At 69.3% G+C, this 17,877-nt stretch carries 21 protein-coding genes; 12 read left to right on the top strand and 9 right to left on the bottom strand.

From position 1 onward, the window contains the following. The first annotated feature begins 7 nt into the window (after positions 1-7). The 3 genes from ACWEOO_RS23590 to ACWEOO_RS23580 all read left to right on the top strand — a co-directional run bounded on the left by ACWEOO_RS23590 (position 8) and on the right by ACWEOO_RS23580 (position 2,305). The gene (locus ACWEOO_RS23590; protein WP_452144832.1) at positions 8-910 is read left to right on the top strand and encodes a UbiA prenyltransferase family protein; all 903 of its coding nucleotides are present in this window, start codon (positions 8-10) and stop codon (positions 908-910) included. A 176-nt stretch (positions 911-1,086) separates the two neighbouring features. Further along, a complete protein-coding gene (locus tag ACWEOO_RS23585; protein ID WP_359936009.1) occupies positions 1,087-1,896 on the top strand; it encodes a phytanoyl-CoA dioxygenase family protein in 810 nt (269 codons plus the stop codon). A 67-nt stretch (positions 1,897-1,963) separates the two neighbouring features. Next, entirely contained in the window at positions 1,964-2,305 is a 342-nt protein-coding gene (locus ACWEOO_RS23580; protein WP_452144831.1) for a hypothetical protein, read from the top strand. 105 nt (positions 2,306-2,410) lie between these two features. Here the strand turns inward: ACWEOO_RS23580 and ACWEOO_RS23575 are convergent, their stop codons facing one another. Both ACWEOO_RS23575 and ACWEOO_RS23570 read right to left on the bottom strand, forming a co-directional pair. Further along, a complete protein-coding gene (locus ACWEOO_RS23575) occupies positions 2,411-2,995 on the bottom strand; it encodes a YdeI/OmpD-associated family protein (RefSeq protein ID WP_452144830.1) in 585 nt (194 codons plus the stop codon). Continuing rightward, complete coding sequence (locus ACWEOO_RS23570) at positions 2,992-3,957, bottom strand: helix-turn-helix transcriptional regulator (RefSeq protein ID WP_452144829.1); 966 nt, start codon at positions 3,955-3,957, stop codon at positions 2,992-2,994. Before ACWEOO_RS23570 ends, ACWEOO_RS23575 begins: the two co-directional genes overlap by 4 nt. Before the next feature lie 87 nt (positions 3,958-4,044). Here ACWEOO_RS23570 and ACWEOO_RS23565 point away from each other — a divergent pair, with 87 nt between their 5' ends. From ACWEOO_RS23565 to ACWEOO_RS23555, 3 genes are all read left to right on the top strand, one after another. Beyond that, entirely contained in the window at positions 4,045-5,013 is a 969-nt protein-coding gene (locus ACWEOO_RS23565) for an ATP-binding cassette domain-containing protein (RefSeq protein ID WP_452144828.1), read from the top strand. Further along, positions 5,013-5,822: an ABC transporter permease gene (locus ACWEOO_RS23560; protein ID WP_452144827.1), complete on the top strand. Its 810-nt coding sequence runs from the start codon at positions 5,013-5,015 to the stop codon at positions 5,820-5,822. Before ACWEOO_RS23565 ends, ACWEOO_RS23560 begins: the two co-directional genes overlap by 1 nt. A 94-nt stretch (positions 5,823-5,916) precedes the next feature. After that, positions 5,917-7,074, top strand: coding sequence for a hypothetical protein (locus ACWEOO_RS23555; RefSeq protein ID WP_452144826.1), 1,158 nt, complete (start codon positions 5,917-5,919; stop codon positions 7,072-7,074). Between the two features lie 131 nt (positions 7,075-7,205). Here ACWEOO_RS23555 and ACWEOO_RS23550 read toward each other — a convergent pair whose 3' ends face one another. Continuing rightward, positions 7,206-8,039: an NAD(P)H-binding protein gene (locus ACWEOO_RS23550; RefSeq protein WP_452144825.1), complete on the bottom strand. Its 834-nt coding sequence runs from the start codon at positions 8,037-8,039 to the stop codon at positions 7,206-7,208. Positions 8,040-8,130: 91 nt separating this feature from the next. On the opposite strand from ACWEOO_RS23550, the gene ACWEOO_RS23545 reads away from it, so the two are divergent. Further along, a complete protein-coding gene (locus ACWEOO_RS23545) occupies positions 8,131-9,063 on the top strand; it encodes an AraC family transcriptional regulator (RefSeq protein WP_452144824.1) in 933 nt (310 codons plus the stop codon). A gap of 39 nt (positions 9,064-9,102) precedes the next feature. After that, the gene (locus tag ACWEOO_RS23540) at positions 9,103-9,627 is read left to right on the top strand and encodes a putative immunity protein (RefSeq protein WP_452144823.1); all 525 of its coding nucleotides are present in this window, start codon (positions 9,103-9,105) and stop codon (positions 9,625-9,627) included. An 18-nt stretch (positions 9,628-9,645) separates the two neighbouring features. On the opposite strand, the gene ACWEOO_RS23535 is transcribed toward ACWEOO_RS23540, so the two are convergent. After that, positions 9,646-10,548, bottom strand: a complete 903-nt coding sequence (locus tag ACWEOO_RS23535) for an AraC family transcriptional regulator (RefSeq protein WP_452144822.1) — start codon at positions 10,546-10,548, stop codon at positions 9,646-9,648. 82 nt (positions 10,549-10,630) lie between these two features. Here ACWEOO_RS23535 and ACWEOO_RS23530 point away from each other — a divergent pair, with 82 nt between their 5' ends. Together ACWEOO_RS23530 and ACWEOO_RS23525 are read left to right on the top strand one after the other, a co-directional pair. Then, positions 10,631-11,446: a hypothetical protein gene (locus tag ACWEOO_RS23530; protein ID WP_452144821.1), complete on the top strand. Its 816-nt coding sequence runs from the start codon at positions 10,631-10,633 to the stop codon at positions 11,444-11,446. Positions 11,447-11,524: 78 nt separating this feature from the next. Then, positions 11,525-12,265 (top strand): SDR family oxidoreductase, encoded by a 741-nt coding sequence (locus ACWEOO_RS23525; protein WP_452144820.1) that lies wholly within the window; start codon positions 11,525-11,527, stop codon positions 12,263-12,265. 2 nt (positions 12,266-12,267) lie between these two features. On the opposite strand, the gene ACWEOO_RS23520 is transcribed toward ACWEOO_RS23525, so the two are convergent. From ACWEOO_RS23520 to ACWEOO_RS23510, 3 genes are read right to left on the bottom strand one after another with little or no spacing between them, the layout of a single operon-like run. Continuing rightward, on the bottom strand, positions 12,268-12,957 hold the full coding sequence (locus tag ACWEOO_RS23520; protein WP_452144819.1) for a dienelactone hydrolase family protein: 690 nt from the start codon (positions 12,955-12,957) through the stop codon (positions 12,268-12,270). Positions 12,958-12,972: 15 nt separating this feature from the next. Further along, on the bottom strand, positions 12,973-13,356 hold the full coding sequence (locus ACWEOO_RS23515) for a TIGR03618 family F420-dependent PPOX class oxidoreductase (protein ID WP_363706412.1): 384 nt from the start codon (positions 13,354-13,356) through the stop codon (positions 12,973-12,975). 12 nt (positions 13,357-13,368) lie between these two features. Further along, positions 13,369-13,959 (bottom strand): dihydrofolate reductase family protein, encoded by a 591-nt coding sequence (locus tag ACWEOO_RS23510; RefSeq protein WP_452144818.1) that lies wholly within the window; start codon positions 13,957-13,959, stop codon positions 13,369-13,371. Between the two features lie 85 nt (positions 13,960-14,044). Between ACWEOO_RS23510 and ACWEOO_RS23505 the strand changes: the two genes are divergently transcribed. Next, positions 14,045-14,497: a winged helix-turn-helix transcriptional regulator gene (locus ACWEOO_RS23505; protein WP_355693912.1), complete on the top strand. Its 453-nt coding sequence runs from the start codon at positions 14,045-14,047 to the stop codon at positions 14,495-14,497. Positions 14,498-14,605: 108 nt separating this feature from the next. On the opposite strand, the gene ACWEOO_RS23500 is transcribed toward ACWEOO_RS23505, so the two are convergent. Together ACWEOO_RS23500 and ACWEOO_RS23495 are read right to left on the bottom strand one after the other, a co-directional pair. Next, positions 14,606-15,430, bottom strand: coding sequence for a phosphotransferase enzyme family protein (locus ACWEOO_RS23500; RefSeq protein ID WP_452144817.1), 825 nt, complete (start codon positions 15,428-15,430; stop codon positions 14,606-14,608). Between the two features lie 12 nt (positions 15,431-15,442). Then, the gene (locus ACWEOO_RS23495; protein WP_452144816.1) at positions 15,443-16,657 is read right to left on the bottom strand and encodes an MFS transporter; all 1,215 of its coding nucleotides are present in this window, start codon (positions 16,655-16,657) and stop codon (positions 15,443-15,445) included. Between the two features lie 92 nt (positions 16,658-16,749). On the opposite strand from ACWEOO_RS23495, the gene ACWEOO_RS23490 reads away from it, so the two are divergent. Then, positions 16,750-17,652, top strand: a complete 903-nt coding sequence (locus ACWEOO_RS23490; protein WP_452144815.1) for a LysR family transcriptional regulator — start codon at positions 16,750-16,752, stop codon at positions 17,650-17,652. The last annotated feature ends 225 nt before the right edge of the window (positions 17,653-17,877 follow it).

Below are 17,877 nucleotides of genomic sequence, written 5' to 3'. Positions count from 1 at the left end.
TGGTGACGTGAGCACGGACGTGCAGGTACGGGGACCGCGGGTTCGTGACGTGATCGCGGTTGGCCGCCCGGCGTTCTGGGTGGTGTCGATCGTGCCTTATTACACGGGGATCCTGCTCGCCACGCACCGCCTGATCCCGCCGGTGGACGAGTGGCCGCGGCTGATCGTCGGGGCGGTCGTGATGGGCCCGCTGGTCTGGCTGGCGGTGCTCGCGGTCAACGACGCGTACGACCTGCCGAGCGATCGGCTCAACCCGCGCAAGGCCAAGTCGCCGTTGCTCGACGGGCGGATCACGCTCCGGGCGGTGAAGCGGCTGGCCTTCGCGGCGGCGGTCGCCGCGGTCGGGCTGAGCCTGCACGTGGGGGTCGTGTTCGCGTTGGGTGTTCTGCTCGCTGTCCTCCTCGGCTACGCGTACTCCGTCCCGCCGGTCCGCCTCAAGACCCGCGCCGGCTTCGACGTCGCCGTGAATGCTGTGGCGCTGGGCGCCTTCGGGCCGTTGGCCGGTTGGGCCGCGATCAACCCGGATCTGAGCGACTTCCCCTGGCTGATGGGTCTCCAGGGAACGCTCGCCGCGATCGGCCTGTACCTGCCGACGACGCTCGCCGACCTGGACGCGGACCGCGCCGCCGGGTACCAGACCATCGCGGTCCGCTTCGGCGCGCGCACGACGTACCTGCTCGGGTACGGCGCCTGGATCGCCGCGGCCGCACTGTCCGTCATCCTCGCCGCGACCGGCACGATCATCCCGCGCAGCATGCTCCTGCTCGAGGTGGTGATGGTCCCGGTGCTGGTCGCGGCGTACGGCAAACTCATTGGCCCGCGCCAGTCCTTCAAGGGCATCATCATCCTCGCCTCGCTGTTCCTCTTCCCCTGCGGAACGTTCGCCCTCACCTACACCGGAGTCCTCTAGATGTATCCGGAGATCGACTACTGGGGTACGCCGCCTGGCCGGACGCGGAGCTGCACCTGGTCGAGCAGGAGGGCCACGGCTCCGGTGAGCGCTGCGTGCACGTGCACGTGCACGCAGGGCAAAGATTTGATCACTGATCTTTACAGCGATGGAGCGTCCCGGAACCCTTAGGTCGCATGACTCTGACCCGCCCGGAGCTCGAGACCGACTACACCCTCGGCCGGTCCGACATCGCGCACTTCCGCGAGCACGGCTTCGTGAAGCTGAAGAACGTGCTCAGCGCCGACACGATCGCGGAGTACGAGCCGGAGATCACCGGCAAGGTGATCGAGCTGAACACCCAGGACGTGCCGCTGGAGGAGCGCGACACCTACGGCAAGGCGTTCCTGCAGGTGACGAACCTGTGGCAGGACAGCGAGCGGGTGCTGGAGTTCGTGTCCTCGCCGCGGCTGGCGCGGATCGCGGCGCAACTGCTCGGCGTACAGTCCGTCCGGCTGTACCACGACCAGGCGCTGTACAAGGAGTCCGGCGGCGGCGTCACCCCGTGGCACGCGGACCAGTACTACTGGCCGTTCGCGTCCGATCGGTGCGTGACGATCTGGATCCCGTTGCAGGAAACGCCGATGGAGATGGGGCCGCTGTCGTTCGCGGCCGGCAGTCACACGTTCGAGCACGGCCGGGACCTGCCGATCAGCGACGAGTCCGAGCGGGTGCTGCAGGAGGCACTGGCCGAGCAGCACTTCCCCGAGGTGTCCGAGCCGTACGAGCTAGGCGAGGTCAGCTACCACCTCGGCTGGACCTTCCACCACGCGCCGCCGAACACCACCGACGTCCCGCGCCGGGTGATGACGATCATCTACATGGACGCCGACATGCGGATCGCCGCACCGGCGAACAAGAACCAGGAGATCGATCTCGCGCACTGGATGCCCGGCGCGCAGCCCGGCGATCCCGTCACCTCCCCGCTCAACCCGATCCTCTACTGACCGGCCCCGAGCCGGCGCCGCCCGAACTCACACGGCGCCTGTACCTATTGGTATGTACGATGTTGCCATGAACACATCGATCAGCCGTGTCGTCGTGCTCGACCAGCACCTGCCCGAGGAGCTCCCGGTGCAGCGCGTCGAGGTCCGCCGGATCACCATCGACCCGCACACCGCCCTCGGCGCGCACGTCCACAACGGCCCCGTGTTCGGCAACATCGTGTCCGGTTCGGCCGTCTACCAGCAGGCCGCGGACAGCGAGCCGCAGGTCCTCGGCCCCGGCGACGTGTTCTACGAGCCGGCCGTCGAGACCATCGCCCGCTTCGACACCGAGGACGAAGGCGTCACGTTCCTCGCCTACTTCCCGCTCACCGCCGGCCAGGACGCGACGCTGGACCTGATCGAGCAGTAGCGGACGTGCACGCTCGACAGGACGTCTGCCCCACTGCCGATCGGCCGACGGCTGTTCGCCGCCTGCAACGGCGGCGAGTCCACGGACACGTCCTGTCGAGCTTGCTCACAGCGTTCGCTTCTGGGGGTAGATCGTCTCGCCGCGGGCCAGTTGGTCGACGTAGAGGGCGATGCGTTTGGCCCGGGTTTCGGGGCGTTTCGCGTCGTTCACCCTGAACACGACGGCGAACCGGTTCGCGCTGGTCAGGATCTCGAACATCGCCTGCGCCTTCGGCTCCGCAGCCAGCGCCGCCGCGAGGTCGGGCGGCACCTCCTGGGCCCGCGACCCGTCGTACGCCTTGTCCCAGCGGCCGTCGGCCTTCGCGAGCTCGACCTGGGCGCGGCCGGCCGGGCGCATCCGGCCCTCGGTCTCCATCCGCGCGACCAGGTCGACGTTCCGCTTCGACCACAGGCTCCGCGGGCGCCGCGGCGTGTACCGCTGGATGAACGTGTGCTCGTCGCGACCGCGGCGCTGCCCGTCGATCCACCCGTGGCACAAGGCTTCCTCGAGCGCCTCGTCGTAGCTGAGGCTCGTCGGCGTCGTGACGTTCTTCTTCGCGAGTACCAGCCAGATCCCGTCCGACGCTTCGTGATGTTCACGAAGCCAGTTCAGCCAGGCGGTGGCATCCGCGACGATCAGTTCCGGGGTCATGAGGCAGCCTCCTGGTAGCGCGCGGCCAACTGCGTCGCCGCGTCCTTCAACTCTTGCGGTCCGACGAACTCCAGATCGCACTCGAACATCCCGAATGTCGCGGCCAGCCCGGTCCACGACCAGGCGGTCAGGACGAGCCGGCAGCTCGTCGGCGTGACCTCCTCGACGATCGACCCGCGCCCGGCGTACTGCGCGATCAGCGACGCGGGCGCCTGCAGGATCGCCTCGCCGCGGCACGGGTTCTGGTCCTGCCCGTGGAACTTGGCCGAGATGTACGTCGCCACGTCCGGCGCCGGCAGTTCCCGCGGCGTGAACCGCGGGCCGGTCGGCGTCCGCGGCGTCATCCGGTCCACCCGGAACGTCCGCCAGTCGTTGCGATCCAGATCCCAGCCGACGAGGTACCACCGCCCGCCCCACGTCACCAGGTGATGCGGTTCGACCTTCCGCGGCGGCACCCACTCGTCGATGGCCGCGCCGGGCGCCGCGTAGTCGAACCGCAGTACCTCGTGCGCGCGGACCGCCGTACCGATCGCGATCAGCTGGTCGGAGTCAACCGTCGTACGGCGGTTGGCGTAGCGATCGACCGTGGTGACCTGCAGGGCGTCGACGCGTTGCCGCAGTCGCGCCGGCATCACCTGACGGACCGTGGCCAGCGCGCGCAACGCCCCCTCCTCGATCCCCGTGACCGTGGTCGTCGCGGTCTGCAGCGCCACCGCGACCGCGATCGCCTGGTCGTCGTCGAACAGCAACGGCGGCAGATCCGCGCCCGCGTCGAGGCGGTAGCCGCCGTCGGGCCCCTTGGTCGCGCGGACCGGATACCCGAGGTCGCGCAGCCGGTCCACGTCCCGACGGACGGTCCGCGGGCTGACTTCAAGGCGCTCGGCCAGCAGTTGGCCGGGCCAATCGCGGCGCGCCTGCAACAGGGAGAGCAGCGCGAGCAAGCGGGCTGAGGTCTCGGACATGACCTCAGATTGCCACGAGTAGCGGCCAGAACCTGTCCTCTTCCACTGGAAATGTGGAGGCCAGAGACCCAGACCGAAGGAGAGATCGTGATCAGCACCCGAGCGCTCACCCGGGACTTCGCGGTGAGCCGGACCGAGACCGTGCACGCCGTCCGCGGGATCAGCCTGGACGTCGAACCCGGCGAACTCGTCGCCGTCCTCGGCCCGAACGGCGCCGGCAAGACCACCACCCTGCGGATGCTCACCACCTTGATCACGCCGACCTCGGGCACCGCGACGGTCGCCGGGTACGACGTGACCGCGGATCCCGGCCAGGTCCGGCGCCGGATCGGGTACGTCGGCCAGGGCAACGGCGCGGGCCACGCGCAGCGCGCCGGCGACGAACTGGTCGGGCAGGGCGTGATCTACGGACTCGACCGCCGCACCGCCAGGCGGCGGGCCGGCGAACTGCTCGAAGCGCTCGAGCTGACCGACCTGGCCCAGCGCAAGGTGTCGGAGCTGTCGGGCGGTCAGCGCCGGCGGCTCGATGTCGCGATGGGCCTGGTGCACGCGCCGTCGCTGCTGTTCCTCGACGAGCCGTCGACGGGTCTCGACCCGCAGAACCGGGCGAACCTGTGGGACCACATCCTGCGGATGCGCGAGCAGTACGCGATGACGATCGTGCTCACCACGCACTACCTGGACGAGGCCGACTCGATGGCCGAGCGCGTGGTCGTCGTGGACCACGGCGAGGTGATCGCCGACGACACCGCCGACGGCCTGAAGGGAACGCTGGCCGGCGACCGGATCGCACTGACCGTTGCCCCTAGCAACGTCAACAGGCTCCTGCCGGTCGCGGAGAAGTTGCCCGGGGCCCGGGAAGTGGTCGCCGTCGGCGACGAGCTGAGCGTCCGGGTGGCGGACGGTCCGGCGGCGCTGCCCGAGCTGGTGGCGGCCGCGCAGCGTGCCGGCGTACCGATCGCGGCGGCGCAGGTGCACCGCCCGACCCTCGACGACGTGTTCCTCAACCTCACCGGCCGCAGCCTGCGTGAGGACTCGAACGGAAAGGCAGCCTGATGACCACCCTCACCCTCCCGGTGACCACCGCCCCGGCGGTCCAGCCCTCGCGGAACCTGCTGCGCGACATCCGCATCGTGATGACCCGCGAGCTCAAGCCGGTGCTGCGGGATCCGTTCAGTCTGTTGTTCGGGATGATCCAGCCGCTGGTGTTCCTGGCGTTGTTCGGCCCGCTGCTGTCGGGTTCGATGGGCGGCACGTTCGGCGACGGCGTCTGGCAGTGGTTCGTCCCGTCGATCCTGGTGATGACCACGCTGTTCGGTACCTCGACCACCGGCGCGAACCTGCTGTTCGAGTTCCAGACCGGCGCGCACGAACGGATGCTGGTCACGCCGCTGTCCCGCTCCTCGTTGCTGATCGGCCGGGCGCTGAAGGAGATGGTGCCGTTGTTCGGGCAGGCGGTGATCGTGATCGCGGTGATGACGCCGTTCGCGTTCGACCTGCACGTCGGCGGTGCGCTGGTCGGGCTGGCGCTGCTCGCGGTGTTCGGCGTCGGGCTCGGTTCGTTCAGCTACGCGCTGGCGATCGCGGTCCGCAAGCAGGACTGGATGTTCTGGGTGGTGCAGCAGACGTTCCTGTTCCCGCTGATGATCCTGTCCGGGATGCTGCTGCCGCTCGAGACCGGTCCCGGCTGGATGCGGGTCGCGTCGAAGTTCAACCCGCTGTCATACCTCGTCGACGCCGAGCGGACGCTGTTCTCGGGCGACGTACTGTCCGGCGCGGTGCTCTGGGGCTGGGTCGCGGCGATCGTCACCGCGGGCCTCGGACTGACCGTCGGCATCCGCACGATGCTCCGCTCGGCCGATTGACCCAAATGAGTCAGTGACCCGGCTGGGCCGTCCTCACCGGGGGAAATCACCTACGGTAGCGGTCAGATCACCCACCGCCCCCTAAGGAGATCTGATGAGGCCCCGCCCCGCCTTGTTCGCCGTACTGACATCTCTGGCCGCCGCCGCGCTCGCTACGTCGAGCGCGGTGGCTGCGCCGGTCCCTGCCGCCGACGCCGCCAGCTCGGTGGTGGCCGCGACCGACACCGACGGCGACTCGCTCCCGGACATCTGGGAGACGAACGGGTACGACGCGAACGGTGACGGCACCGTCGACGTGAATCTGCCCGCGATGGGCGCGAACCCGAAGAAGAAGGACCTGTTCGTCGAGATGGACTACATGTCCGGCCGGCTCGCGACCACCGCCGCGCTCGACCGGATCGTCCAGGTCTTCGCCTCCGCCCCGGTCAGCAACCCGGACGGCAGCACCGGCGTCAAGATCCACCTCGACGCCGGCGCCGCCCGCGGCGCGACGTACAACCTCGGCGGTGGCAACGAGGTCACGTACGACGCCGACCTGAACCCCTCGGCCACCCAGACCAACGCGATCAAGGCGGCCAACTTCGCGTCCGCGCGCAAGGCGGTCTTCCACTACATGCTCTGGGGTGACAGCTACGACGGCGGCTGCAGCAGCGGCCAGGCCTTCAACATCCCGAACGACACGTTCATCGTCACGGTCGGCCCGAAGTGCAACTGGAACGCGACCGACGACATCAACGTCGGCACGTTCATCCACGAGCTCGGCCACAACATCGGCCTCAAGCACGGCGGCACCGACAACCTGAACTACAAGCCGAACTACCTGAGCGTGATGAACTACTCGTTCCAGCTCGGCGGTGTGCTCAAGGCCGACGGCACCAAGTACTGGGGGTACTCCAGCGTCCAGCCGACGTCGATCAACGAGGCCCGGCCGGACGAGACCGTCGGCCTCGGCAGCCTGGGCGCCGCCTACCGGACCAGCTGGAAGTGCCCGAACGGCTCGACCCGGACCACGGCCGGCGCGGCGAACCGGCCGATCGACTGGAACTGCGACGGCGACACCACCGACACCACGACGGCCGCCGACATCAACGGCGACAAGACCACGTCGATCCTGATCGCGCAGAACAACTGGGCGAACATCGTCTTCGGCGGCGGCGCGGTCGGCGGCGGATCCGCGCCGCTCGCGAAGACCCCCGCGTCGGAGCTGCAGGAGCTCACCCACGACGAGTGGACCGAGATGCAGCACCGGTGACCGGTCCGCCTCCCCGCCTTCAGGTGGGCGGGGAGGCGGATCTGCAGCACTGATCAACTGCCCTCAGCCCGCCCTGCTGAGCGTGCGACGACGGCCGAAGCCTCAGTTGTTGAGTGCTGGGCGTCCGCACATCATCCGCCCCAGACCCCGCTCTTCGCGGTCTCGCGGGCCCAGTCGGTGAAGTCGCGGGGCTTGCGACCGAGAACCTGCTCGACTCCATCGGAGACGTACTCGGAGCGGTGGTTGCGGATGACGGCGAACAGATCTCGAACCGCGTCGGCATCCTCCGAGGTGAGGCCTTGCGCGATCAGTTCGGCCACGTGCGCTGCCGGGTCGAGGTCGACGTACGAGATCGGGCGGCCGGTTGCGGCGGTGAGTTCGGCGGCGATCTCGGTCATCGTGAGGACGCGCGGGCCGGAGATCGCGAGGGTGCGGCCGGCGTACGACGTGTCGAGCAGCGCCGTGGTCATCACGTCGCCGACGTCGTCGGTGTCGATCCACGCCTCGCCGCCGGCACCGGCCGACAGCCGGATCTCGCCCGCCAGGACGTGGTAGCGCAGGAAGTCCTCGCTGAAGCCCTGCGCGAACCAGGCCGGCTGCACGATGGTCCAGTCGAGACCACTCGCCCTCACCACACTCTCCAGCTCGAGCGAACCGTCGTACACGGCGAAGTCGCGGCCCGGGCTGCCGACGCCACGGCCCGACAGCAGGACGAGTCGCCGAAGCCCGCGGGCCTGCTGGACGAACTTGCCGGCCTGCGCCAGTCCGGTCGGTCCCACCGGCGGTGCCAGGTACGCCGTGTCCGCACCGGCCAGTGCGCCCGCCCAGGTGCTCTCGTCGTACCAGTCGAACGGCTGCGCGCTCGAGCGGGACGCCAGCCGGTACGGGATGCCCCGCGCGTCGAGCTGCGCCGCGACGCGACGGCCGGTCTTGCCTTTGCCACTGAGGATCAGAATCGGGTTCATGGCACCAGTTCACCGGAGCCCGGTGAGACAAACCATGGCCGTACGCCGCAATTCGATGTTCGGAACGCTCAGCCTGTCGTAGGCTCCTCGTATGGACGTGCTCGACGAACTGCTGGCCGGGACCCGCGCGCAGGACGGGGTGTTCAACCTGACGATCCTCGACCTGCCCTGGTCCCTGGAGATCCGGGACGAGGCGCCGCTGGCGCTCGCTACCCTGGTCCGCGGTTCCGGCTGGCTGGCGCGCGACGGCCTCGAACCGCTGCGGATGGAGCAGGGCGACGTCGCGATCGTCACCGGCCCGGAGCCGTACGTCGTCAGCGACAGCCTGACCACCGCGCCGCAACTGCGGATCCACCCCGGCGGCATCTGCGAACCGTTGCCCGGGGCACCGATCGACTACTCGGCCCGGCTGGGCGTGCGGACGTACGGCGGCCGCAAGTCCGGCGAAGTCATGGTTGCCAGCGGCACCTATCAGGTCGCGGGCGACGTCAGCCGCCGGCTCATCACCGCGCTCCCGCCGGCCCTGGTCGTGCCGGCGGCCGACGTCGCGGGATCGGTGATGGAGATGATCGCCAGCGAGATCCAGCGGGACGCGCCGGGGCAGCAGACCGTCCTGGACCGGTGGCTCGACCTCGCGCTGATCACCACGTTGCGGGCCTGGTTCGCACGGCCGGACTCGCACGCGCCCGGGTGGTACCAGGCGCAGACCGATCCGGTCGCGGGTACGGCGTTGCGGTTGCTGCACGAGGACCCGGCGTACCCGTGGAACGTCACCGAGCTCGCAGACCGGGTCGGGATCTCGCGGGCGTCGCTGGCCCGGCGCTTCACCGCGGTCGTCGGCGAGGCGCCGATGAGCTACCTGACCGGCTGGCGGATCACGCTCGCCGCGGATCAGCTCCGGTCGACCCGGGACACCGTCGAGACGATCGCCCGCCGGGTCGGGTACGCCAATGCGTTCGCGTTGAGCGTTGCGTTCAAGCGGGTCCGGGGAATCACGCCGACCGCACACCGCCGGGCCGCGTGAAAGCTTCAACTGACGGGTTCAACGATACGATTGAGGCTCATGGGTCATGAAGACATCCCGCTGAGCCTGGACGAACTGCGGCAGCTGAGCCTGTGGACCGCCGAGTGCGCCGAGCAGTCATTGCCGCTCTACGAGGCCGCCGCTCCGGACGATCGGCGACCACGTGACGCGATCGAGGCCGTTCGCCTGTTCGGCGCCGGAGGGAAGCGTACGAAGGCGATCCGGACCGCCGCGTTCGAAGCGCTGAAGGCGGCCGGCGAGATGCACGATCCGGCCGCGGAGGCAGCCGCCCGGGCCGCGGTCGGCGCGGCCGGTTCGGCGTACCTGCATCCGTTCGCGGCGGCCACGCAGGTGAAGCACATCGTCGCGTCCGCGCAGTACGCCGCCTACGCGCAGGAACTGGCGACCGGAGATCCGTCGGCGGCCGATGCCGTCGTCCGATGGGCCATCGAACGAGTTCCACCCGCGGTCCGCGACATTCTCGCGCGCTACCCGCTCGGCGCTCCCGGCCGCGGCAGGCTCGGCGACTTGCACCGCCGTCTGGAGGACTGCCTTCGCCGATAGCTAAGCACTGCGTTGCCGTTACGACGAGTCCGGCTGAGGGCTCTCGAAGCGGCGGCGCCACTGCCCTGGTGAGCTGCCGCTGTGACGCCGGAATGCTGTGGCGAAGGCGAATTCGTTGCTATAGCCAACATTTCGTGCGATCGTCGCCAGCGGCGCACCGGTTCTGGCCAGGGCGTCTTCGGCGCGACTCATCCGCAACTCGGTCAGGTAACGACCGGGAGACACGCCCACCAGGTCGCGGAAGGTGGCGGCGAACGACGCACGGGACCTGCCGGCAAGCTGCGCCATCGTCTCGAGGGTCCAATCCGCCGCGGGATTCGCGTGCAGGCTCTCGAGCACCTGGCGTACCTCCGGATGCGACAAGGCCCGGAACCAGCCGGGTGCTTGCGCGCTGGACTGCTCCCAGCACGCGCTCAGCGTGTAGATCAGGTTGAGATCCAGCAGCCGGTCCAGGAGCGCCTGATGACCCGGTGCATCGCGCTGCACCTCCGCGGCCAGCAGGTCGATGGCGGCCGCGTGCGACGGCTCCTGATCGGTGGCCCGGACCAGCACCAAGTCCGGGAGACTGTTCAGCAAGGAGGCCGCGACACTGCCGTCGAGGACGTAGGCCCCACACAACAGCACCGATGCGGCACCGGGCCCGCGATCGGAGCCTTGCCGGCGTGCTTCATCGATCGGAATCGCCGCGGTCCCCGGTGCGCTGCCAACGACGTACGAGCGACCGGCCGTGACTAGCGCGACATCCCGGGCAGCAAGGTGCACCGGCGGCCGCCCCTCCCGCTCGAGCCACCCTTCCCCCTCGAGCAGCAGATGCGCGGTGAGTGGCCGGCGCCCCGCGAACCGCACACCCCATGGTTCGACTCGACGCAAGATGGAGAAGACCGCGCCCTGGGCGCGAGCTCGAGCGAGCTGGTCGCTCAAGATGTCCATCCTTGGACGATAACGAATGGATGTGAGCAGATCACACATTTTTCGTCCACGGAACCGGACCTACGGTGCCCGTATGACTCATCTGATCCTTGGTGGCAGCGGCAAGGTCGGCCGCCGGCTGACCTTGCTTCTCGACCTCGCCGGCCACCCCACGCGCCCCGTGAGCCGCTCGACGGCCACCGTCTTCGACTGGCATGACGAATCCACCTGGCCCACTGCTCTCGACGGTGTCACCAGCATGTTCGTCGTTGGCCCAGGTTCGTCCAGCGACTGGAGCCCTCAGCTGACCCGGCTGCTCGACCTCGCACGTCAGTTGGGCACCGAGCACGTCGTCCTGCTGTCGGCGCGGGCCGTGGAGTTCCTGCCCGACGGCGCGGTCGGGCGTGCGGAGCAGGCGCTCCAGCGAGGACCGATCCCGTGGACCATCCTGCGCCCGTCGCATTTCGCGCAGAACTTCACCGAAGCGATGTTCGTCCCGGCCGACGGCCGGATCGTCGCTCCGGCCGGCACCGGAGCCGAGCCGTTCGTCGACGTGGCGGACGTCGCCGCCGTGGCAGCCGCCGTGATGACCAAGCGCGAGTACGACGGACGCATCCTGGCACTGTCCGGCCCGGAAGCAATCACCTTCGAGGAGGCGGCGGACCAGCTCGCGCAGACGACTGGTGTGAGTGTCCGGTTCGAGGACGAGAGCGACGGCGACCACGTCGATCGCCTGCGCGCCGCAGGTACGCCGGAGATGTACATCCAGTGGCGGATGGCGATGCTCAACGCAATCAGGTCCGGCGCCGACTCGTACGTCTCCACGGGCGTGACCGACGTACTCGACCGCCCCGCGACCACCTTCGCCACCTGGGCCCAGCGAGAAGCAGCGCCCGCCTCGTCCCACTGAACCCACAACCTCCAGCCTCACTCGACCCGCCGCAGCACGGCGGTCATCTGCCAACACACTTCCGAGGAGCACATAGCAGTGAGCACCACTTCGACACCTTCCAAGACCGTCCTGGTCACCGGCGCCAGCAGCGGGATCGGCGAAGCCACAGCCCGGCGGCTGGCGGGCCTGGGCCATTCGGTCCTCATCGGCGCCCGACGCACCGACCGGCTGGCGTCGCTCGCCGAGGAACTCCGCAACGGCGGGGCGTCCGTGGCCTACCGGGAGTTGGACGTCACCAACCTGCAGTCGGTCCAGGCCTTCGCCGCCGCGGCAGTGGAGGAGTTCGGCCGGATCGACGTACTGGTCAACAACGCGGGGGTGATGCCGTTGTCTCCCCTGGCGGACCTGCGGGTCGCCGAGTGGGAGCAGATGATCGACGTCAACCTGCGCGGCGTCCTGTATGGAATCGCCGCCGTTCTGCCGCAGATGCGCCGGCAGGGCGGTGGGCACATCGTCAACGTGTCGTCGGTGTCCGGCCATCGCGTGGATCCCACGGCGGCCGTGTACAGCGCGACCAAGTTCGCCGTCGCGGCTTTGTCCGAGGGTCTGAGGCAGGAGAGCCAGGACATCCGCGTGACCGTCGTCAGCCCTGGCTTCACGCAGAGCGAGTTGACCGACCGAGGTGGTTCGGCCGAGGCTCAAGGTGCGGCTCGGGAAGCGGCCGCACAACTGGCCATCCCGGCATCCGCGATCGCGGATGCCATCGCCTTCGCCGTGCAGCAGCCGGCCGCGGTGGACGTCAACGAGCTGATCGTGCGTCCGACTGCCCAAGGCTGAGCTCAGGCGATTGTCGACTTCATGAACGCGAGCGCCTGCGGCCACGCCAGCCGGAACGCGTCGGCGTTCACGTCCTTGTCGTGCCGGGACTTGTCCGAGAATCCGTGGTCGGCGCCGGGGAAGTACTGCGTGAACGTCGCGCCGGCGGTCCGTGCCTGCAACACGGTCTGCAGCGTCTCGAAGTCCGCGTTGGGTACGGCGGCGTCCGCGCTCGGGTAGCTCACCAGCACCGGCGCCGTGATCCCGGCCGACTCGGCGATCGCGTCGTACGTGTGGTGCGGCGGCCGGTCCGACGGCAGCGTCGGGTGGAAGGCGACGACATTCGCCACCCGCTGGTCGCGCGCCGCGAGCAGGAAGGCGAAACGGCCTCCCAGGCACCACCCGATCACGCCGACCTTGCTGCACCCGAGCTCGTCGAACAGGTAGTCCAGCAATGCGCTCTGCTCGCCGAGGGCGGTGTCGTCGTCCATCTCCCGCAGCATCCCGGAGAGCTCTTCCCGGGTGGCGTTGTCGGTGCTGCGCCCCTTGAAGGGATCCCACACCAGCGCCGTGATCCCTTCCCCGGCCAGCTCGTCGGCCCACGCCCGGACCTGCTCACCGATCCCGGTGATCATCGGCAGCAACACCATGCCGACCCGGCCGACCCGCGCGAGATAAGCGTCCTGCTCCCCAACCGTCACCGTCACACCCATGCGCGCATCCTAAGGTCAGCTGACGCCGACCGTCTGGTGGTCCACCTCGATGACGCCGACCACGCGCTCGACGTCGCGGCCGTACGGCTGGCCGATGTACTTCTGGGCGATCTGGTCGACGAGCTGCCAGCCGGCGTCGCCGTCGATCCACTCGACGACTCGGCCGCGGACGATGACCGGCTCGTACGGGTTGTCGACCGGGGCGAGCGACAGCGCGACGCGCGGGTCGTTGCGGAGGTTGCGCGCCTTCTGCGAGCCCGGACCGGTCAGGAAGATGATCTTCTCGCCGAGCGTGCTCACCCACAGCGGAATGGAATGCGGCGACCCGTCCGGCAGGACCGTGGCCAGGTGGGCGATGGACGTGCTCTCGACGGCATTGCGTACGGCGGGCTTCAACATGGTTCTGCTCCTTCAGCGGGCGATCTCGTAGTGGAGGTGGGTGACGCCGGGCGCCGGAACTGCCTCGATCAGGTTCAGCCGCACGTGCTCCGGCAACTCCTGGAAGAACGGCCGGCCGCCACCGAGCAGGACCGGCACCTGGTGCAGGACGATCTCGTCGACGAGCCCGGCCCGCAGCGCCGCGGTCGCGGCTCCGCCGCCCATCAGGCCGACGTCCTTGCCGCCGGCCAACTCACGGGCCGCGGCGATCGCGTCGTCGATGCTGTTGGCGAGGGTCTGCCGTTCGCTGATCTCCGCCACCGGACCGTGGCTCAGCACGACCAGCGAGGCCTTCGGATGCGGGCTGCCGCCGCCGAAGTGACCCGAGTCGTCGTACGTCTTGTGGCCGGCCACCACCGCGCCGACCCGGCTGGCGAGCGCGTCGAACACCCGGGCGCTCGGCGCGCTCAGTTTGAAGCCGTCGAACACCTGGCTCGGGGTGTCGCCGTCGAAGTACCAGTCGAACAGCATGGGCGCATCGCCGAGCCCGTGGTCCGGACCGGAGCCGCGTCCGGTGATGTAGCCGTCGACCGAGACCGCGAGAGCGCAGATCACCTTGCTCATCGTTGTCACCTTCCCTCTGGGTTCCTTGAAGGAACGCTAACATGCTGGAGTTCCTTGAGGGAACCCCAAACGCTAGACTGCTGTCATGCAGCGGACAGACTTCAGTGAGATGGCGTGTTCGATCGCGCGCACGCTAGACGTGATCGGCGAACCGTGGTCGCCGTTGATCCTGCGCGACATCTGGGTCGGGTTCTCCCGGTTCGAGCAGCTCCAGGCGGATCTCGGGATCTCGCGCAAGGTGCTGACCGAGCGGCTGAACCACCTGGTCGACCGCGGAGTGATCGAACGCCGGCCGTACGACCAGCGCCCGCGGTACGAGTACGTGCTGACCGGCAAGGGCCGCGAGCTGGTCGACGTCCTGATGGTGATGGTTGCCTGGGGCGACAAATGGCTCGCCGGCACGGCCGGGCCGCCGGTCCTCTACCGCCACCACGCGTGCGGCGAGATCAGCCACGTGGACCTCGTCTGCGCCCACTGCGGCAAGCCGATGCACGCGGACGACATCGACGTCCTGCCAGGCCCCGGCGCCGCGGCCTGATGTGCACTCTCGACAGGACGTATCCGCCTTCGGCGTACGATCTGCGGCCGCGCTGAGCGTGGCGCGGCACGCAGTGGACGCATACGTCCTGTCGAGCTGACCGCGCTCTTACCCGCAGTACCGGCGGAACACCTCGAGGTCGCTGTCCACGCGCGCGATCCGGTCGAAGCCCCAGGTGTCGACGCCCGGGCGGTCGACCTCGTTCATCACCCTGGCCGAGAGGTCGCGCAGTCCGCGGGCGAGCAGCGCGAACTCCAGGTGACCGGGGTCGAGATCGTCCGCGCCGTACTCGTCGAGGAACTCCACGAGATGATCCCCGTCGGCCGCGACCCACACGTCGTACTCCCGCGGCCCGATGACGGCGTTCTCCCAGTCGAGGATCGCGGCCACCTCGCCCTGGTCGTCGATCAGGACGTTCAACCCGTGGAAGTCCGTGTGGCAGACGACGTTGCGCACCGGCTCCAGCCGCGCCCGTACGTCGTCCAGCCGCGCGATCGCCGCCGCGACCTCGTCCGCGCGATCCGCGATCCACGGGTGCTGCAGGTACCCCATCAGGTCGCGGATGTGCGGCTCGGTGACGTCCGCGGCCGGCAGCGTCACCCGCGCCGGCGCTTCGTGCACCTGCCGCAACGCACGAGCTGCCACGCGCCAGTCGCCCCTGTCCGCCGTACGCCCTTCGATATAAGGAAAGACCGCGTACGCCCGGTCATTACTCATCGCGAACAACTCCCCCTGCGACGTCCGCAACGGCTCGACCACCGGAAGCCCGAGAGCCCTCAACTGCTCGAGTCTCTCCAACCCGATGGCGGGCTCGCCCGGCTGCCACGCCTTCACGAACCACCGGCGGTCCGCCACCCACCCGTCGGTGGCGAATCCGCCGGCATGAGGCACCAGCTCAGTGACGGTCAGCCCGTAGTCGCGTTCGAGATCCACCCACGCATCAGATCACCTTTGCTGGGCGGCCAGCATCCGTAATACGGCGGCGTTCACCAGGATCAGGATCAGCGCCGAGAAGAGCAGCAGGGCGACTTCAGCCGGGAGCAGGGCGATGCCCAGGCCGATCGCGAGGACGGGGATCGCGAGTCCGGCGTACGCGATCAGGAAGAGCGCGGCCAGCACCTCGCCGCGGGACGACGGGTCGGCGAGTGAGGCGGCGGTCGCCACCGCACCGCGGAAGACCAGCCCGACACCGGCACCGGCGACGACACCGCCGATGACGAACAGGTAGAGGTTCGGGATGAGCCCGCCAACCGCCACGCCAACGAGACCGGCCGACATCGCGACCAACCCGAGGCGGAGCTGGGCCGGGCGAGCGAGTCGGACGAAGACGACCTGGCTCGCGGCTCCCGCGATGAACACGGCGAAGGTCACCACACCGGCCAGCAGCCGCGACGTGTGGTGCAGGACGCCGGCCAGGAAGGTCGGCGCGAGCGACGTGAAGAGACCGAAGATCGCGAACGCCGCGAAGGCGCCGATCGCGGACGCGAAGAAGAGCGGACGCGCCGACGAGGGCAGCGCCACCCGCTGCGGCCGGTACGCCGGACGCTCCTCCAGGCGCTCGACCGTCTCCGGCACCAGCGCGATCCCCACGGCGCTGATCAGCAGCAGCACCAGGAAGATCTCGTACGGAGGCTGCAACGGCGACGACACGTACTGCGCCAGCAGACCACCGATGAGCGGTCCGAACGCCAGCCCGCCGAGGTTCACCATGCTCGAGATCAGCGCGGACCGGCTCGGGTCCTCACCGGGACGCGCGACCTGCCGCAGCTCGGACAGGTGCGCGGTCGCGGTCGCCGTCAGTACGCCAACCCCGACGCCGCAGACGAACCGCGCCACCAGCAGACCGGGGACCTCCGGCCAGATCAGGAAGATCGCCGCCGCCAACGCCTCCGCGAGAACGGCGAGCAGGGCCACCCGCCGCCGGCCGAGCCAGTCGCTCACATGCCCGGCCAGATACAGCGACGCCATCACGCCGACCGCGTAGCTGGCGAAGATCACCGTGATCACGTACGTCGGGAAGCCGTCGCGCTGCTGGTAGATCGCGTAGAGCGGCGTCGGGATCGTCGAGAAGGCCATCGTGGTGAGGAAGGCCGCCGCGATCACCCAGAACCCTGGTGCGTGGGCGAACCGGATCCGTACGCCGGTCCGCGAAGACGTCATGGTGGACATGGTTCCAGCCTGCTCCGCGGCATCTATCGAGTCCAACGAATGTTCTTGCATGCTCTTATCGTCAGATCCGATAATTCGATGCTGTGGACAGTCGCCAGCTGGAGTACTTCGTCGCCGTCGCCGAGGAGCTGAGCTTCACCCGCGCCGCGCAGCGGTTGTTCACCGTGCAGTCCACGGTCTCGGCCGCGGTCCGGGCGCTCGAGACGGACCTGAAGACAACCTTGTTCGACCGCTCGACCCGGCGGGTGGTGCTGTCGACCGCAGGTCAGGCGTTGCTGCCCGAGGCGAAGGCTGCACTGGAGGCGCTGGACCGGGCGCGGGCCGCTGTCGAGGAGGCATCGTCGGGGCTCCGCGGCAGCATCCGGATCGGGACACTGGCCCGGCTGAGCCTGGTGAACATGGCCGAGCTGCTCGGCGCGTTCCACCGCAAGTACCCGCTGGTCGAGGTGCAGGTCGCGACGTCGCCGAGCGGGTCGACCGGCCTCGCGGACGACGTCCGGCACGGCCGGCTGGACGTCGCCCTGCTCGGCCTGCCGAAGCCCGAGCTCAGCGGCCTCGACGTCCGCGACATCGCGACGGTGCCGTTCGTGGCGCTGGTGCCGTCGGCGCATCCGCTCGCCGGACGCACCGGCGTACGGCTGCCGGAGCTGGCCCAGGAGCGGTTCGTCGACATGCCGGCCGGGTTCGGGAACCGGAAGCTGGTGGACCGGGCCTTCGACGCGATCGGGATGCCGCGCCGGATCCAGGTCGAGGTGCCGGAGCTGACCACGATCCCCGACTACGTCCGGGTCGGGCTCGGCGTCGGCGTCGTGCCCGACCTGGAGCTGCCCGCCGCGCACGGCGTCGCCAAACTCCCGATCGAGGGCACCGAGCTGACCTGGACGCTGTCCGTGGTCACGCCGGCCGGACGGCGGCCGAGCCGAGCGGTGACTGCCCTGCTCGAGCTGATCGGCGACTCGACCCGGCTCGAGGGCCCGTACTTCTAGGCGCGATTTACATCACTCGGGAATGTAAGAACGTCGGCATCGGTTGTCACTAGCACTTGGTGATGTATCACCAAGCAGACACCCAAGACCTGGGAGCCTTTGCTACGGATCGTCCGGCACGTTCCTGCCGGCGAAGGAGAGGAAGCGCGACATGGCAACTGTCTCGTTCAAGGGAGCCACCCGGGTCTACCCGGGCACCGACATCGCCGCGGTCGACAAGCTCGA

The organism is Kribbella sp. NPDC004138 (genome assembly GCF_053603655.1).
The sequence above is the reverse complement of the archived record's forward strand: the minus strand, read 5'-3'. Positions and strand labels throughout refer to the sequence as shown.

What these genes read in the sequence shown, in the direction of transcription:
- ACWEOO_RS23575 (WP_452144830.1), bottom strand. Translation starts at nt 2,995, where the DNA reads ATGACCCCGGAACTGATCGTCGCGGATGCCACCGCCTGGCTGAACTGG.
- ACWEOO_RS23510 (WP_452144818.1), bottom strand. Translation starts at nt 13,959, where the DNA reads ATGAGCAAGGTGATCTGCGCTCTCGCGGTCTCGGTCGACGGCTACATC.
- ACWEOO_RS23530 (WP_452144821.1), top strand. Translation starts at nt 10,631, where the DNA reads ATGACTCATCTGATCCTTGGTGGCAGCGGCAAGGTCGGCCGCCGGCTG.
- ACWEOO_RS23520 (WP_452144819.1), bottom strand. Translation starts at nt 12,957, where the DNA reads ATGGGTGTGACGGTGACGGTTGGGGAGCAGGACGCTTATCTCGCGCGG.
- ACWEOO_RS23545 (WP_452144824.1), top strand. Translation starts at nt 8,131, where the DNA reads ATGGACGTGCTCGACGAACTGCTGGCCGGGACCCGCGCGCAGGACGGG.
- ACWEOO_RS23585 (WP_359936009.1), top strand. Translation starts at nt 1,087, where the DNA reads ATGACTCTGACCCGCCCGGAGCTCGAGACCGACTACACCCTCGGCCGG.
- ACWEOO_RS23560 (WP_452144827.1), top strand. Translation starts at nt 5,013, where the DNA reads ATGACCACCCTCACCCTCCCGGTGACCACCGCCCCGGCGGTCCAGCCC.
- ACWEOO_RS23550 (WP_452144825.1), bottom strand. Translation starts at nt 8,039, where the DNA reads ATGAACCCGATTCTGATCCTCAGTGGCAAAGGCAAGACCGGCCGTCGC.
- ACWEOO_RS23505 (WP_355693912.1), top strand. Translation starts at nt 14,045, where the DNA reads ATGCAGCGGACAGACTTCAGTGAGATGGCGTGTTCGATCGCGCGCACG.
- ACWEOO_RS23495 (WP_452144816.1), bottom strand. Translation starts at nt 16,657, where the DNA reads ATGACGTCTTCGCGGACCGGCGTACGGATCCGGTTCGCCCACGCACCA.
- ACWEOO_RS23570 (WP_452144829.1), bottom strand. Translation starts at nt 3,957, where the DNA reads ATGTCCGAGACCTCAGCCCGCTTGCTCGCGCTGCTCTCCCTGTTGCAG.
- ACWEOO_RS23555 (WP_452144826.1), top strand. Translation starts at nt 5,917, where the DNA reads ATGAGGCCCCGCCCCGCCTTGTTCGCCGTACTGACATCTCTGGCCGCC.
- ACWEOO_RS23580 (WP_452144831.1), top strand. Translation starts at nt 1,964, where the DNA reads ATGAACACATCGATCAGCCGTGTCGTCGTGCTCGACCAGCACCTGCCC.
- ACWEOO_RS23540 (WP_452144823.1), top strand. Translation starts at nt 9,103, where the DNA reads ATGGGTCATGAAGACATCCCGCTGAGCCTGGACGAACTGCGGCAGCTG.
- ACWEOO_RS23515 (WP_363706412.1), bottom strand. Translation starts at nt 13,356, where the DNA reads ATGTTGAAGCCCGCCGTACGCAATGCCGTCGAGAGCACGTCCATCGCC.